Genomic DNA, 15,455 nt, shown 5'->3' on the forward strand with positions numbered 1-15,455 from the left:
TGGCTATCCCTTGACCGCGGAGCTCACCGACGAGTCAGGCCTTGGCTTGACACTGTTGTCGCGTATTTCATCGTGATAGTTAGCTACAAACGAGTTGAGGGTCTCTTCAATAAACGACGGCAGGCGGCGCTTAGTAATCAGCGAAATACCTTCCAGCACCATATTCATGGTGATCAGCCGCTCTTCGGTGCGGCGCTCAAGTTTCACCGCAATCGGCTTAAACACCAAGTTGGCGAGTAAAATACCGTAGAAGGTGGTGAGCAGGGCCACCGCCATGCGCGGGCCGATCACTTGCAGGTCGCCTGCGTCCATGACTTCCAGCATATTGACCAACCCTACCAGGGTGCCGATCATGCCAAAGGCGGGTGCGTAGGTGGCCATGGTACGGAATATTTGTGCCTCGGCATGCTCACGCGCTTTAAGACGGGCAATGCGCCAGCGCAGCATGTCAAAAATTTCATCCTCTTTGGTGTTGGCAATGACCAGTTGAATCCCGGTACGCAAAAACGGGTTTCGGGTATGCTCCAACTCGCGCTCGACCGCGCGTACATCGCCCTTAAACCAGAGGCGCGACATATCCACCAGTTCACGGATATCGTCACGCATATAGGTATTTTCGCGCCGGAATACCAAGCCCACCAGCCGTACGACGCGGAGCACCTCTTTCAGCGGATAGCTGATAAAGGTTGCCGCTAGGGTACCGGTCACCACAATGGCCAAACCCGGCAAATTGATAAAACTTTCAGGGGACTCTGCGGTAAAAAACAGCACGCTCACCAACAGCAATATGCTGGCAAATATGCCTATCAGTGTCGAAGGGTTCATCCACGGCTCCTTGCCGGTCACAAGTGAGTAAAAAGAGGTGTTATGCCGAATCGTGTAAACGCGCGCGTAAGCGGCTGACGGCTTGGCTGTGCAGTTGTGAAACGCGTGATTCCGTGACGCCCAACACAGCCCCTACTTCCTTGAGGTTGAGTTCTTCTTGGTAGTACAGCGCCATTAGCAGCTTTTCACGCTCTGGCAGCGCTTCAATTGCCTCAATCAACGTTTGCCGTTGCTGGCCGTCTAGCAACTGCTCAAACGGTGAATTACCCAATTCATTATTGCTAGGCTCGCCACCGTCGGCCACCAGCTCTTCAAACGGCAACAGTTGACCACTGTTGGTGTCGTTGAGCAGCTGCTGATACTCACTCAGCGGCATTTCAAGGTGTTGGGCGATTTCATTCTCTTCTGGTGCCCGCCCTAGCTGTTGCTCCAATTGACGAACGGCACTGTCAACCGCTCGCGCTGAACGGCGCACGCTGCGGGGCAGCCAGTCGCGGGTACGTAATTCATCCATCATTGCACCGCGAATACGCTGACTGGCAAACGTCGCGAACGTTGCCCCCTGAGTGGCGTCGAAGCGCCCCAGCGCTTCCAGCAGCCCTACCATCCCGGCTTGAATAAGGTCGTCGAGCTCAATGCTGGCTGGCAAACGGACCTGAAGCGTCAAGGCCTGACGTCGTACCAGTGGCATGTATTGCGTCAACAGCTCACTCTGTTTGATCCTGCCTTGTGCTGTGTACATCCTCTCGCCTCGCGGCTATACAGCCTTCACTGATAGTTCACAATCATTTGCAGCCCCTGGACACGAACAGGCCGCTGCCCCGGAAGTAAAGCGAAGCGAAAATGCAACGGCGCATCCGCGGCAAACCCCGCCAGTGCAGTGGTAGAACCACGCATGCCGGATAACGCAACGCACTGCTCAGGGTGGCACAACCAAGCGTTTAATAGCGCGCCGGGGGGATGCTGAAACTGCCACTGGACACGCCCGAGCTGACCTGACTGAATATTGCCGACGGTGGGCGGGGTAGCCGCTTGACTAGCACTTGCCCTATCGCTCATCGCCACCATTAGACCTGGTATCTGGCTGCTCCAGCTACCGGGTGTCGCCTGGGCGTTTCCCGTTACCCCTGCTAGTAGACACCCTGTCAGCAGTACTATGCTCAGTAGCAGTTTCCCTCTTAACGGCCAGCTTAGCATGCTTGGTTTCCTCGGCAGAGTGCGCTCATCGTGCAAGTACCAACAACTCCATATTTAAGTAGTAATCAGCGGCCTCACGCAAGTTATTGAGCAACCCCTGACGCGGCAAGTGCGGCTCGTGGAGCGCCAGCAAACGACGAGGCCCACCACGCTCATGTAGTTGACGCAAGGTACGGAACATGGAAGCAAAGGTATCGGCATCACTACTGATCCACAGCGCCCAACGGCTGTATTGATCGCGAAGTTGGGCTAGGTCGGCCGTTTCGGCCATGGCGATACGGATATCCCAACCTTCAGGATCACCGGCCCAGCTTCGACCTAACGTCGACCACTGCCCTAGTCGTGCTTTAACCTTGTTCACCTGGGTTGCGCCGCTACCCGGTAGCCCGACCACAATAAGCGGGATTTTGGGCTGAGGTGCCACCGTCGTTGCCGGCTCTTCCACCGCTGCAGCTACCGGCGTTAACAGAGAGGAGGTCTGTTCAGGTTCCGGCACGTGCTCTGCCGCCGCAACATCAATGGTACCCTCAGCTTGCTGCTGTTGGCGCTGCAGGTTTGCCCACTTGCGCAGACCCGATGCTTGATCCTGTTCGCTCACGCCACGCCCTCTCGACTCACACTGCCCATTTGACGAATCGCATCTCGTGCCATAAAGGCATAGACCAGTGCATCAAGCATGCCGGTATCACGGCGACGACGGCTGTTGCCTAATAGGTTGAGCAGATCGCCACGCAGCGTCTGCGCCTCCTCATCATCAGCAACATCGAGATGCCCGGCGACCGACGCTACACCACTGGCCATTAACAGGCGAACTTCAGCATTTAGATCCCCACTATCAGCCTCTTTTAACTGCTGCCACGCGCGACGCGTCAAGGCTGCCAAGCCTTCGCTTTGCAGCTGGGTCAACAGCAGTGAGAGCACTTCTGCGCCTAGACGAGCGGGGGTAAGCCAGTAGCGGCGCGCCACTACTTTGGCGCTTTCCGGGTCACGAACTTCGCCGTACCAGGCGAGCAGAGCCGTGCCGCTGGCGTCCTCGACTTCGGCGTAGGCAGTCCACAGCTGCACCGATTGACCACGAAACCGCACGCCCACATGATGCGTTAGCACACTGTCGCTAAATAGCTGACGGATAGATTGACGTTCGCGGTGAAAGCGTAACCGATGACTAGGGGCCACTTGGCTGACCCAGGTCAAGTGCTCGGCCTCCAGCCACGTTAACGCATCAGGTTCGGGGAAGCGCGGTAGTAAGTGCACCGCGACGCCGCTCGATGCCGACAGAGCGGCTAAGCGTGGCTGCCACCCTGCGGCGTGGCGATGCTGCAGCCAAGGGAGCGCCAGCCAGGCACCATCCGTGTCCAGGCCAATGTCCGGCATTGCCCAGTCGCAGCCGCGCTCATTGCGCCGCGGGAACCACGCCATCCCTAAGGTGGTCTTTGCCGCTGGATAACCGGCAAGTAATGCATCCAAATGCGTTTCCTGTAAACGGCTAGGCAGGGATGCTAGGTTCCATATCTCTTCTAATTCCGCAAATCCCGTGACGCGTTGGCGCAACCTCGCCAGTAGCGACGACAAACGACGCCCTTGGCCCAGGACATCCCGCGACCAGCGCGGCATTTCCATCGGCGAATCGGCACTTTGCACCCGCTCACGCAGTGGTGTCGCGGTGCTCAGCGCTTGATCCACTAGCGCATCGGGGGCGGCAAGGGCCATATCTTCGGGCACCTGCTGGCCATTAGAACCAAATAGGACGCGCATCCCGTGACGCATAATAATATCTAACACTGGGGCCAGACGCCCCGCCTCATCCTGTTTGGTGATAATGCAGTCATCTAACTCTGCACCCGCCGCCCGCGCGGCCTGACGGTAGCGCAGCACCACCTCTTCAAGGGTTTCCGGCTGGCTGGCAGCATTGAGTAGCAGCACCAAACGTACCCTCGAGCGTCCGCCCTGCAGGTGGGCAATCTGCTCTATCACCCGCTGGTCACGCTGACTCATGCCTACGGTGTCGATAATTACCCACTGCTTGCCCTGCAGGCGGCCCAGCAAATCGTCGATGGGCTGTTCGGCATCTAGGGCGTACATCGGCGTATCCAGCAGGCGCGCATAGATGCGCAACTGCTCATGGGCACCGATCCGGAAGCTGTCGGTGGTAACCAGCGCTACCGGGCGCGTGCCGTGGCGCATCACAAAACGAGCGGCCAGTTTGGCAGTTGTGGTAGTTTTGCCCACCCCCGTTGGCCCCACCAGGGCAACAATACCGGTTTGGTCGAAAAAGCTTGCTTCATCGTTGAGTACGCAAAGGCGATCAATTAACTGCTGTCGCAGCCACTGCAGTGGCGCTTCGCTTTCACCGTCTAACCTGGTTAGCGATGCAGGCAACCCTGCGAGCAGTTCATCGGCAATTTCGCTGCTAAAACCCACATTACATAGCAGTTGGCGAAGCCGCGCAGCCGTTCCGGTGGGCGCTGCTGGCGCTGGTGAAGCAGCATGGGTTGACTGGCTGTTTGCCAGCAGAGCTCGCATATCCTGCATTTCGCGCAGTAAGCGCTCGCTCATCGCCTGCATGGAGTCTTGCGCTGGAGGTGCTGTCGGCGTTTCGGATGGTGCAGGTTCTGGTGAGGGTTCAAAGTGGTCAATGGCTTCATCCGCCATCGCTAAAATTTCAACGCCCCCTTCGGTACGCCGATTTGCGACAATCAAGGCGTCTTCACCGAGCGTTTCACGCACTTGGCGCATCACATCACGACTATTGGCTCCCACGAAACGTCTAACGCTCATGATTTACCCTTGCCTGTTCTGAAAATGGTCGACGCTAGCCTATCACGGCGTGCCATCTTTAACGTCCGCCGACCACTGTGGTCACTCTTAATGTGCGATCGTCGGGAATTTCAGCCTGGGACAGTACCGACATATGGCGTAACCGGCGGCGTAAGAAGCGCGAAAGCACCGCCCTTAGCGAATGTTGCACGACCAACACCGGCGGTTCGCCGGAACTTTCGTGACGCTCCAGCGCCTGCTGGGCCTGGGTCATCAGCGTTTCTGCCAACCCGGGCTCCATGGCGCCGTTGCCGTTCATGGCCTGTACCAGCACTTGTTCCAGTTGGGCATCCAACCCCATGACATTGAGTGTCTCCTGTCCCGCAAACCACTGCTGGACAATGGCGCGCCCCAGCGAGGCTCGCACCAGCGCCGTCAGTTCATTAGGATCTTTTTGCTGAGTGGCGTACTCGGCCAGGGTATCCAGAATAGTGCGCATGTCGCGGATAGAGACATCTTCATCGAGCAGGTTTTGCAAGATACGCTGCAGCACCGTCAAGGAAATAGCTTTGGGGATCACCTCTTCGACCAACGCTTTTTGATCATCGCCCATTTTATCCAGCAACTTCTGTACTTCCTGACGGCCCAGCATCTCGGGCGAATGACGGTGCAACAGGTGGTTCAAGTGAGTCGCTATGACGGTACTGGCATCCACGACGGTGTAGCCATACACCTGGGCATGCTCACGCTGGTTGCTATCAATCCAGACAGCGGGCAAGCCAAAAGCGGGATCCTGAGTATGGGTGCCCTGCAGCTCGCCCGATACCTGCCCGGGGTTAATCGCTAGCCATTTACCTGGCTGTGCCTCGGCGCGACCAATCTCGGCGCCTTTCATGGAGAGTACATAGGCGTTCGGCGGCAGCTCCAAATTATCACGGATATGGACGACCGGCGGCAGGAAACCCACTTCTTGGGCAAACTTCTTACGCACGCTCTTAATGCGCCCAAGCAGCTCGCCTTTTTGACGCGAGTCGACCAGCGGGATTAAGCGATGCCCCACTTCCAGGCCGAGGGTGTCGACCAGCTGCACATCTTCCCAACTCGCTTCAGGGGTCTCTTGTAACGGCATAGGCGCAGTCGCAATTTCCTCCTTAACCAACGACTGCTCCTTTTTGCGCATAATAAACCACGCCAAACCCGCCAATAGTGCGGTAAAGAGCAGAAATACTAAATTGGGCATGCCGGGCACCATGCCCAGTAGCCCCATCACTATGGCGGCCAATATCAGCACCTGGGGATTCACGAATAGTTGGCTGAGCATTTGCTGGCCAATATCCTCGTCCGTGTCGGTACTCACCCGGGATACCGTGACACCCGCTGCGGTCGAGATCACCAGGGCAGGAATTTGCGCCACCAAGCCATCACCGATCGCCAGCAACATATAGGTCTGACCAGCAGCGCCAAAGCTCATATCGTGCTGTAGCATACCAATCATCAGCCCGCCGATGATATTGACCACCATAATCACCAAACCGGCAATGGCATCGCCACGGACAAACTTACTTGCGCCGTCCATGGAACCAAAGAAATCCGCCTCTTGAGCGACTTCCGCGCGGCGCTTTTTGGCGTCTTCTTCGCCGATTAAGCCGGCGTTCAGATCGGCATCAATGGCCATCTGCTTACCTGGCATTGCATCCAACGTAAAGCGTGCACCCACTTCGGCAATACGGCCAGCACCTTTGGTGATAACCATAAAGTTGATGATGACAAGAATCAGGAAAACCACTAGGCCGACAGCGAAATTGCCGCCGACCAGAAACGCCCCGAACGCTTCAATGACCTTACCCGCAGAGGCGCCGCCTTGGTGGCCCTCCATCAGCACCACACGGGTAGAAGCCACATTGAGCGACAGGCGCAGCAGCGTAGTAAATAGCAACACGGCAGGGAACGCCGCAAAGTCCAGCGGCTTCTGCGTAAACATGCTGACCATTAACACCATAATGGCCAGGGCAATATTGAAGGTGAAGAGTAAATCCAGGGCAAAGGGGGGCAAGGGCACAATCATCATGCCCAAAATCATTAGGATGAGCAGCGGCCCGACCAGCAGCTTCATGCGCACATCACTCATCCAGTCGCGCCGCCCTACTAGCTGACTCAAGCCTTTCATGGTTGCGCCTCATTACCACCGGCGCCATGCCCGGGGCTTTCCATCTCCGGCGGAACCGGCAGGTTATCAGGGGTTGGGGGCACCTCGCCTCCTTGTTGTGATACTTGCTTGAGACGGTAGGCCCAGGCCATTACTTCCGCCACCGCGGTATACAGTTCGGCAGGTACTTCTGCATCTAGATCGACGTGATGATACAGGGCCCGCGCCAATGGTGCTGCCTGCAAGCGAGGCACGCCTGCCTCTTCAGCGATTTCGCGAATGCGCGCAGCCACTGCGTCGGCGCCTTTTGCCACCAGCCGCGGGGCGCCCATACTGCCTTCTTGATAAGTCAGTGCTATCGCGTAGTGCGTAGGGTTGGTAATGATGACATCCGCCTCGGGCACTTTGCTCATCATCCTGCCCCGCGCCATGGCCTGCTGCTGCTGGCGAATGCGCGCCTTCACTTGCGGGTCGCCTTCGGACTCTTTGTGCTCACGCTTAATCTCTTCCTGACTCATGCGCAGCTTCTTAGCATTGTCCCAGAGCTGGAAAGGGACATCGATCAAAATGACCACGATCAACACCAACACCATTAGCCCAGCTGCCTGAGCCGCCATGCTTAGGGCATTGGTCAGCGCTTGCTGGATAGGCTGATCCATTAGCGCCATAAATTTGCCGATGTTGAAATACAAAAACGTCGCAGCCACGCCCCCCACCAGAAACGATTTGGCAATCGCTTTTGCCAATTCGATCAGTGCCTGGGTGGAGAAGATACGCTTCACGCCCTTAATAGGGTTTAGCTTGGAAAACTTGGGCTGCATCGATTTACCCGATATCAGCCAGCCTCCCATCAGCCCAGGGGCTACTAATGCAATGATGGCTAACAGTAAAAATAGCGGCATCATGGCAAATAGCGTGCGCTGACCAAGATCCAGCGCATTGACCAGCATCGGCGTACTTTCCATTGCCTGGCGGCGCTCAAACAAGAAAGCTTGCTCCATCACCGCCCCCAACTGGTCGTAGAGCATGTTGCCCATGCTATAGAGGCCAATCACACCACCCAGCAAAAGTAAAAACGTATTTAACTCGCGGGAACGGGCGACTTGGCCCTCTTCACGGGCTTTCTCTTTCCGCCTGGGCGTGGCCTCTTCGGTCTTTTCCTGGTCGCTATCGTTATCTGCCATACGGGTATCCGGCCAGGTGAAGCAAAGCTTATCACGTATTCAGCCGTCCATAGGGACGGCTGAATGGCGTACTTGCGTGCCCAGAGGGCGTTTAATAACGCATTTTAGAAGCCTAATTCGTCCAATAAGTCGTCTACTTGATCTTGCCCGGAGACGGTATCAGGGACATTATCCTTCACTTGCGGCCCATTCAAAAGCTCTTCGTTACGCCGTGCACTGTCGCTTTTCCACTGATCCTCGGCCTTGCGCTGTAGCGTTTCTCGTGCATGGGCGCCCGGCGCGTTATCGATCAACACTTGCACCAACTGATGTTCGATCTCATGGATCACGTCCATCATCTTCTTAATCACTTGGCCGGTCAGGTCCTGAAAGTCCTGAGCCATCATGATTTCCATCAGTTCTTTGTTAGTCGCTGAAACCACATCGGGCACTTCGCTAAGATAAGTGCGTGTCTCGACAACGAGCGCTTTCGCCTCATCCAGCTCTTTCGGTGCTTCAAACCACTCGGCCCAGCGCTTATCCAACGCTTCCGCCCGGTCTGACAACTGATCCTGCAGCGGCTGCGCACGGTCAACGGCATTGAGCGCTCGATCTGCTGCCTGCTCCGTCATGGTTGCGACATAGTGCAAGCGGTCGCGTGCATCGGGGATGGCCTCGGCCGCCTTCTCAATCTCCTTATCAAGCCCCAGTTCACGCATGTTTTCACGCAGCATGCGCGTCAACTTACCGATGCGATGAATTAAGTCTTCGGCGGCTTGTTCGGACGATTGGGCAGAATCGGACTGCTCATTCTGGCTCATAATGTTGTCTCCTCGTTAACCAAGCACATAGGCCCAGTTGCTCACATACCCAGTTTGTCGAAGATCTTATTGAGCTTCTCTTCCAGGGTAGCGGCAGTGAACGGCTTGACGACATAGCCGTTAGCGCCCGCCTGAGCGGCCGCTATAATGTTCTCTTTCTTCGCTTCTGCGGTCACCATCAACACAGGAAGGTCTTTCAGGGCATCATCCTGACGGATCTCCTTGAGCATCTCCAGGCCATCAAGGTTCGGCATGTTCCAATCGGAAACGACGAACTCAAACTTGCCGGCACGCAGCTTATTGAGCGCATCTTGCCCATCTTCGGCTTCATCCACGTTGGTGAAGCCCAACTCCTTAAGCAGACTACGTACGATCCGACGCATGGTGGGAAAGTCGTCTACAACCAGGAAACTCATATTCTTATCTGCCATGGGTCATCCTCTAATCAATCAGTATATGGCACAAGGGCGACTGAAAAGTACAGTCAGGGGTTTAAAACGGCTACTTTGAAACGGCTCTTTCAAAACTGTTCTTCAGAATTCCTCCCACTCTTCGTGGTCGCTGCGCTGAGAAGCTGGGGCTTGTTGAACTGGGCGACGAGCTTGCTGGTCAGCCCTCGGCGCAGGCATAACGTTCGTTGCTGGCGATGAGGAAGGCAGCGCCTGATGGGATGCCTGCTGCATACCTAACAGCTTAAACACGGCTACGGCTTGCTCCAACCGATTGGCCTGCTCCTCAAGGGAGGCCGCCGCCGCAGAAGCTTGCTGTACCAGCGCGGCATTTTGTTGGGTGACTTGATCCATCTGGCCCACGGCTTGGCTGACTTGCTCAATACCGTCACTCTGCTCTTGGGAGGCAGCGGAGATTTCATCCATGATGTCGGTAACACGGCGCACAGCAGTAACCACATCCGACATCGTGGTACCGGCCTGCTCGACCAGAGTGGAACCTTGCTGAATCTGTGTTACCGAGGCATCAATCAGGGTTTTAATCTCTTTGGCCGCATCCGCACTGCGGCTGGCCAAATTACGCACTTCCCCCGCCACCACCGCGAATCCGCGGCCTTGCTCGCCGGCGCGGGCGGCCTCTACCGACGCGTTGAGGGCCAGAATATTGGTTTGAAAAGCAATTGAGTCAATAACGCTGGTGATATCGGCGACTTTTTTCGAGCTGGTGGAGATGCCGTGCATAGTTTGCACCACTTGCTCTACCACTTGTCCACCGCGCTCAGCCGTGGTGGAAGCGTCTGCTGCCAGGGTGCTGGCTTGACGAGCATTGTCGGCGTTCTGTTTTACCGTCGCGGTCATCTCTTCCATACTGGCCGCGGTTTGTTGAATCGATGCCGCCTGCTGCTCTGTACGTGAGGAGAGATCAGCGTTGCCGCTGGCAATCTCACGGGTGCCGTGGTGAATTTCGTTACTACCTTCACGCACCCGACCAACGATATTGGTGAGGTTTTGCTGCATGGTGCCCATAGCACCAAACAAACGGCCAATTTCATTTTTACCGGCTTCCGGCAGCGGATTGGTCAAATCCGCCTCGGCAATCGCATCCAGCCGCTGGATTGCGCCTCTTAGCGGTGCAATCACTGTACGGCGTAAACCTAGGTAGATTACTAAGGTCATCAGTAGGGCAAAAATTACGGCCCCGGCATTGATCATGGCAAACAGATTGCCTTGGGCATCCGCGTCAGAGCGAATGGTATCTACCCGCTGGAAGCCGTAGGCCACAAACGCCGTCATACTTTCGGATAAGCTATTTATCGGCTCTACCAACTCATCGCGCAGGTTGTTGTAGCTGGTTAAATCCATATATTCAAAGGTTTCGTGCTGTTGTTTAACTAGCCCCATTACGGTATTGAAATCTTCAATTAGGGCGTTCGCCAATGCCTCGCCTTGCGGTGAAAATGAGTTTGTCGCAAAGCGCTCGAAACGCTGTTCAGAGCGTTCAATACGATTACCGGCAGCGGCAACCTGCTCATTGGATTGCTGGGTCTGCCCCACCATCAGGTAATTGGAGGCAGTTTCCATGGCCAGCATAGCTTGGTTAAGCAGCGAATCAGCGCGGTTAATCTCATTTAACTGCGCATCGCTGATACCGCTTAGCGTAGCTAAGTTATTTTGTGAATTGCGATCGGCCACCACACTCAAGCCCGAAATCACTAAAATCAGCACGACAAAGCAGCAAAGCGATGTGACCACGGCGGCGTGAATACTCAAGTTGCGCAGTAAACGGTTCATTGAAAATTCCCTTGCGAGCTTATTAGGTTTTTATGATTAGATCGTATGCTTAGTGGCTAAGCTAAGCCCTTGCGCTAAGTCCTGGTGACCAGTACTTACGAATAATCCATATGCATGGCACTACACACGCTGGGCGCGGCCGGAGGCGGCGATCAGCGCCATCATTCGCGAGGGAATATCATCCAGCGCCACCACTTCCACAGCCCCTCCAACAGCAATAGCTTCACGGGGCATACCGAAGACCACACAGGTCTGCTCATTCTGAGCAATGGTGGGAGCCCCCGCTTGGCGCATCTCTAGCAGCCCTGCCGCACCGTCCTTACCCATGCCGGTCAAAATGACGCCGATGGAGTTCTTACCCGCATGCTGAGCCGCTGAATGGAACAGCACGTCTACCGAGGGACGGTGGCGATTGACCGGTGGGCCGCTATCTAATCGCGCCACGTAGTTGGCACCGCTACGCGCTAACTTAAGATGTTGATCCCCTGGGGCGATATAAGCGTGTCCAGGTAGAATCCGCTCGCCGTCGGTGGCTTCTTTCACCGTAATCCGGCACAGCCGGTCCAAGCGCTCGGCAAACGAACGGGTAAACCCGCCGGGCATATGCTGAGTAATCAAAATCGCCGGGGCGTTGGCGGGCAGCGGTTCAAGCACCGCACGAATCGCTTCAGTGCCCCCCGTAGACGCGCCAATAATGATCAGCTTTTCACTCGACACTAACGGGGCTTTCAGGGCTTCCGGTGGCGGAGTGTTTTTATGCCGCGCCTGACGAGGCCGCGAGCGCGCAGCGGCGCGCAGTTTTTCGGCAATCTCGTCGGCGTACTCCATCATCCCATTGCGGATGCCCAGACTCGGCTTGGCGACAAAATCCAGCGCGCCAAGCTCTAGCGCACGCAGGGTAATCTCCGAACCGCTTTGGGTGAGCGACGACACCATCAATACCGGCATCGGACGCAGGCGCATCAAGCGCTCAAGAAAATCCAAGCCATCCATACGTGGCATTTCCACATCAAGGGTAAGCACATCAGGATTGTGCTGCTTGATCAAATCCCTGGCGGCGATAGGGTCAGGCGCGACGGCAACGACTTCCATATCGGGCTGGGAATTAATAATTTCCGTTAACAAATCGCGAATTAGCGCCGAGTCATCGACACACAACACTTTGATCTTGGCTGCGCTCAAAGCACGCCTCCTCTTGCTGTAGACGCCTGATGTGTGATTGCAACCGCTAGAGCCACAGCGCCTAAAGCGATCATAAAGACACGATAGTTATTCATTTTTTGGCCAAGTTATAAACGGTCTGACCACGCAGCTTGAATGCGTCGCTAATGTACGAGAAGTTTTCCGAGTGTCCTGCAAACAGCAAGCCATCGGGCTTCATTAGTGGCGCAAACCGTTTAAGAATTTTTGATTGAGTATCTTTATCAAAATAAATCATGATGTTTCTGCAGAACACCGCATCAAAAGGGCCTTTAACTGGCCATTGCGGCGCCAGCAAATTAAGCGGAAGAAACTCGACTAAGGCTGATACTTCCGGGCGAAGCCGTGCAAAGCCCGCATGGTTACCCGTTCCTTTCTGAAAAAACCGCTTTACCCGTGCCTCATCGATCTTGCGTACCTGTTCCAGGGGATAAACGCCAGCTCGAGCCCTGGCCAACGCATCGGTATCGATATCGGTGGCGATGACTTTGGCCTGCGACGCTTTAGCGCCCAACGTTTCTAACAATGTCATTGCCAGCGAATAAGGCTCCTCCCCGGTGGAGGCGGCCGAACACCAAATAGTGACCGGGTCTTGTTTGCCCTTTATATGCTCAGCCAACAGCGGAAAATGGTGCGCCTCACGAAAAAAGGCCGTGAGGTTAGTGGTCAGTGCATTGGTAAATGCCTCCCACTCCTTGGCTTCTGGCTGACGCTCCAAGCGCACCAAGTAGTCGGTAAAGCGCGTCATGCCATGGTGGCGTAGCCGCTTTGCTAAGCGGCTATAGACCATTTCACGTTTATGCTCAGCCAGCACAATACCGGCGCGCTGATAAATCAGCTCGCGAATCCGTGTAAAATCCGCATCCGTCAGTACTAGATCGCGCTCAATCTGGCTGCTCGATGTCCACTGACCTGCGTCTACCACCCGTTCACGTTGTTCGGTCAAAACGCTTCCCACTCCTCTACTGAGGCTGCCTGCCGTTTAACGGGCGAATTCGGCGACGATGTGCTAGGCAACTGAGCAGCGTGCTTAGTCGCTGTCACTGCTGGCGGACGTAGCGCCCCCTGACTGTTTAATCGAAACGCTTCCACCGATAGCGCTAATAGCCCCGCCTGCTTCTCAAGCGAGACCGCTGCACGTGCGGTTTCCTGTACCCGCACCGCATTACGCTGGGTGCCTTGATCCATCTCTGCTACCGCTTGGTTAACCTGGGCAATACCATGGCTCTGCTCTTCGGAGGCGGCTGAAATCTCGTGCATGATCTGCGTCACACTGCGCGCAGCTTCCGCCACTTCGCTAATCGCAGCTTCGGCTTTGGTGACCATACTGGCACCCGCGCTTACCTCACGGTTAGAGCCATCAATCAGGCCGCGAATTTCTTGAGCGGCACCAGCGCTTCGGCCAGCCAGGTTACGCACCTCTTCGGCCACCACCGCAAAACCACGCCCATGCTCACCTGCCCGAGCCGCTTCTACCGATGCATTCAGGGCCAGAATATTGGTCTGAAACGCAATCGAATCGATAACATTGATAATATCAGCCATCTGCTGGGAGCTTTGGGTAATCCGCTGCATGTTGTCGACTAACTGTGTCATCAACTCGCCGGTATTCGTTACCTGGATAGCATTGTTATCGGCTAGACGACGGGCTTCTTGAGCGTTTTCACTGTTTTGCCGCACAGTGGCAGTCATCTCTTCCATGCTGGAGGCGGTTTGTTGCAAAGAGGCCGCCTGCTGTTCAGTACGCGACGACAGCTCTTCGTTACCGCTGGCAATGTCCTGGGCAGCCGGAGTGACCACATCAATACCGCTTTTTACATCGGCGATGATGCTGCTGAGGCTTTTGCGCATAGTGTTCAGCGAGTCCATCAATTGACCCACTTCATCGCGTCTTTGGGCAGGGACTTTAGCGGCCAAATTACCACCAGCAATTTGCAGCGTAAAACCTGCAGCACTTTTTAGCGGCCTGGTAATCGCCCGCAGGGTAACCATGCCGATCAAAATAAGTAGCAGTAAACCAATTCCAAGTACTATGGCTTGGGCACCCAGCATCGTGGTTTGACCTTGCTGAGCGTCAACGGCCATGGCCTCAGCTGCCTGCTGTTTCTGGGCAATCAGTTGATTAACCATGCCTGACAGGATGCGACCATCGCTGGTCATGACGCTAATCACAGCATCGAGACCAGTAAAGGCTTGGTAGGTCTCTTCTGCCTGAAGCACGCTGGCCGCCTGGCTCATGCCGTTCTGCAGGAAGGTCTGTAGCTGCTGGTCAAACTCGGTGGCAAGCTCAGTCGCATTGACCTCACGGGAGTAGTACTCCTGCCACACCTCAGCAACCTCTGCGGCGCTCTCCTCAATGCTTTCACCCATCTCGAAGCGTTGATTGATCAGCTCCATACGCTCTGGCTCAATCATCGCTTGGCGGGTTTGAGCAATGGTTTGATCGATTTTCTGCAGGCGGATAACATCACGCAGACCGTCATTATTCAGTTGCCCCAAGCGCTCGCCGGAGACATTCAAACCATACAGACCAAGCCCACCGCTGATTAATAACAGCAGCCCTGCAACGACAATCATGCCTACCAATTTGGCACGAATGGTATCGAGGCGTACCCGGGCCAAACGCTTAATCACACCTTTCTGGCGTAACCGGCCTTTATCTAAGTAAAGCCGCTTGTTGCGGCCTTCGCGTATTTCAGCGTAGGCCCGCTCGGCCTGCTCAATGGCTGCGCGGCTTGCCTGTACACGCACCGAGGTGTAGCCCACTACTTGCCCATCTTCGATAATCGGCGTGACGCTGGCGTTTACCCAGTAGTGGTCGCCATTTTTGCAGCGGTTTTTGACCAGCCCTCGCCACGTTTCCCCCGTTTTGACGGTTTTCCAGAGGTTTTCAAAGGCTGCCGGCGGCATATCCGGGTGGCGTATCAGGTTATGCGGCGCACCTATCAGCTCTGCGTGTTCAAAGCCGCTAATATCGATAAACGCAGGGTTGGCATAGGTGATGCGCCCCTTGGTATCGGTACGCGAGACTAGGAAGTCGTCTTCTTTTAGTTCGATTTCACGCTGAGAGACTGGTTGGTTATTACGCATGGTGTGCCTTTTTTTA

General features: G+C 55.6%; 13 protein-coding genes. All 13 read right to left on the reverse strand.

Annotation, left to right across the window (positions count from 1 at the left end; all coding sequences use genetic code 11):
• Positions 1–3: 3 nt before the first annotated feature.
• The 13 genes from HZU72_RS03260 to HZU72_RS03320 all read right to left on the reverse strand — a co-directional run bounded on the left by HZU72_RS03260 (position 4) and on the right by HZU72_RS03320 (position 15,439).
• On the reverse strand, positions 4–825 hold the full coding sequence (locus HZU72_RS03260) for a motility protein A (RefSeq protein ID WP_180090480.1): 822 nt from the start codon (positions 823–825) through the stop codon (positions 4–6).
• 40 nt (positions 826–865) lie between these two features.
• Positions 866–1,567: an RNA polymerase sigma factor FliA gene (locus tag HZU72_RS03265; RefSeq protein WP_180090482.1), complete on the reverse strand. Its 702-nt coding sequence runs from the start codon at positions 1,565–1,567 to the stop codon at positions 866–868.
• Positions 1,568–1,593: 26 nt separating this feature from the next.
• Positions 1,594–2,022: a flagellar protein FlhE gene (locus HZU72_RS03270; RefSeq protein WP_180090484.1), complete on the reverse strand. Its 429-nt coding sequence runs from the start codon at positions 2,020–2,022 to the stop codon at positions 1,594–1,596.
• A 25-nt stretch (positions 2,023–2,047) separates the two neighbouring features.
• Positions 2,048–2,620, reverse strand: a complete 573-nt coding sequence (locus tag HZU72_RS03275) for a C15 family peptidase (protein ID WP_180090485.1) — start codon at positions 2,618–2,620, stop codon at positions 2,048–2,050.
• Positions 2,617–4,800, reverse strand: a complete 2,184-nt coding sequence (gene flhF / locus HZU72_RS03280; protein WP_180090487.1) for a flagellar biosynthesis GTPase FlhF — start codon at positions 4,798–4,800, stop codon at positions 2,617–2,619. The genes HZU72_RS03275 and flhF overlap by 4 nt, the downstream gene beginning before the upstream one ends.
• A gap of 58 nt (positions 4,801–4,858) precedes the next feature.
• A complete protein-coding gene (gene flhA / locus HZU72_RS03285; protein ID WP_180090489.1) occupies positions 4,859–6,946 on the reverse strand; it encodes a flagellar biosynthesis protein FlhA in 2,088 nt (695 codons plus the stop codon).
• On the reverse strand, positions 6,943–8,109 hold the full coding sequence (gene flhB / locus HZU72_RS03290) for a flagellar biosynthesis protein FlhB (RefSeq protein WP_180090490.1): 1,167 nt from the start codon (positions 8,107–8,109) through the stop codon (positions 6,943–6,945). The genes flhA and flhB overlap by 4 nt, the downstream gene beginning before the upstream one ends.
• Before the next feature lie 104 nt (positions 8,110–8,213).
• Positions 8,214–8,909 carry a protein phosphatase CheZ gene (cheZ, locus tag HZU72_RS03295; RefSeq protein WP_009288441.1) on the reverse strand — a complete coding sequence of 232 codons (696 nt, stop codon included), beginning with the start codon at positions 8,907–8,909 and terminating at the stop codon, positions 8,214–8,216.
• 41 nt (positions 8,910–8,950) lie between these two features.
• Positions 8,951–9,340 (reverse strand): chemotaxis response regulator CheY, encoded by a 390-nt coding sequence (gene cheY, locus HZU72_RS03300; protein WP_022520923.1) that lies wholly within the window; start codon positions 9,338–9,340, stop codon positions 8,951–8,953.
• Positions 9,341–9,442: 102 nt separating this feature from the next.
• On the reverse strand, positions 9,443–11,149 hold the full coding sequence (locus HZU72_RS03305) for a methyl-accepting chemotaxis protein (RefSeq protein ID WP_180090491.1): 1,707 nt from the start codon (positions 11,147–11,149) through the stop codon (positions 9,443–9,445).
• 120 nt (positions 11,150–11,269) lie between these two features.
• Positions 11,270–12,331 carry a protein-glutamate methylesterase/protein-glutamine glutaminase gene (locus tag HZU72_RS03310; protein ID WP_180090493.1) on the reverse strand — a complete coding sequence of 354 codons (1,062 nt, stop codon included), beginning with the start codon at positions 12,329–12,331 and terminating at the stop codon, positions 11,270–11,272.
• Positions 12,332–12,422: 91 nt separating this feature from the next.
• Positions 12,423–13,295, reverse strand: a complete 873-nt coding sequence (locus HZU72_RS03315) for a CheR family methyltransferase (RefSeq protein WP_180090494.1) — start codon at positions 13,293–13,295, stop codon at positions 12,423–12,425.
• Positions 13,292–15,439, reverse strand: coding sequence for a methyl-accepting chemotaxis protein (locus HZU72_RS03320; protein ID WP_180090496.1), 2,148 nt, complete (start codon positions 15,437–15,439; stop codon positions 13,292–13,294). The genes HZU72_RS03315 and HZU72_RS03320 overlap by 4 nt, the downstream gene beginning before the upstream one ends.
• Positions 15,440–15,455: the final 16 nt, after the last annotated feature.

Source organism: Vreelandella sedimenti (assembly GCF_013416325.1).
In the GTDB taxonomy this organism is placed as follows: Bacteria; Pseudomonadota; Gammaproteobacteria; order Pseudomonadales; family Halomonadaceae; genus Vreelandella; species Vreelandella sedimenti.

Bases quoted from the DNA above. Each gene is read 5' to 3' on its own strand.
- cheY (WP_022520923.1), bottom strand. From the start codon at position 9,340: ATGGCAGATAAGAATATGAGTTTCCTGGTTGTAGACGACTTTCCCACC.
- HZU72_RS03270 (WP_180090484.1), bottom strand. From the start codon at position 2,022: ATGCTAAGCTGGCCGTTAAGAGGGAAACTGCTACTGAGCATAGTACTG.
- HZU72_RS03260 (WP_180090480.1), bottom strand. From the start codon at position 825: ATGAACCCTTCGACACTGATAGGCATATTTGCCAGCATATTGCTGTTG.
- HZU72_RS03265 (WP_180090482.1), bottom strand. From the start codon at position 1,567: ATGTACACAGCACAAGGCAGGATCAAACAGAGTGAGCTGTTGACGCAA.
- cheZ (WP_009288441.1), bottom strand. From the start codon at position 8,909: ATGAGCCAGAATGAGCAGTCCGATTCTGCCCAATCGTCCGAACAAGCC.
- flhF (WP_180090487.1), bottom strand. From the start codon at position 4,800: ATGAGCGTTAGACGTTTCGTGGGAGCCAATAGTCGTGATGTGATGCGC.
- HZU72_RS03305 (WP_180090491.1), bottom strand. From the start codon at position 11,149: ATGAACCGTTTACTGCGCAACTTGAGTATTCACGCCGCCGTGGTCACA.
- flhA (WP_180090489.1), bottom strand. From the start codon at position 6,946: ATGAAAGGCTTGAGTCAGCTAGTAGGGCGGCGCGACTGGATGAGTGAT.
- flhB (WP_180090490.1), bottom strand. From the start codon at position 8,109: ATGGCAGATAACGATAGCGACCAGGAAAAGACCGAAGAGGCCACGCCC.
- HZU72_RS03320 (WP_180090496.1), bottom strand. From the start codon at position 15,439: ATGCGTAATAACCAACCAGTCTCTCAGCGTGAAATCGAACTAAAAGAA.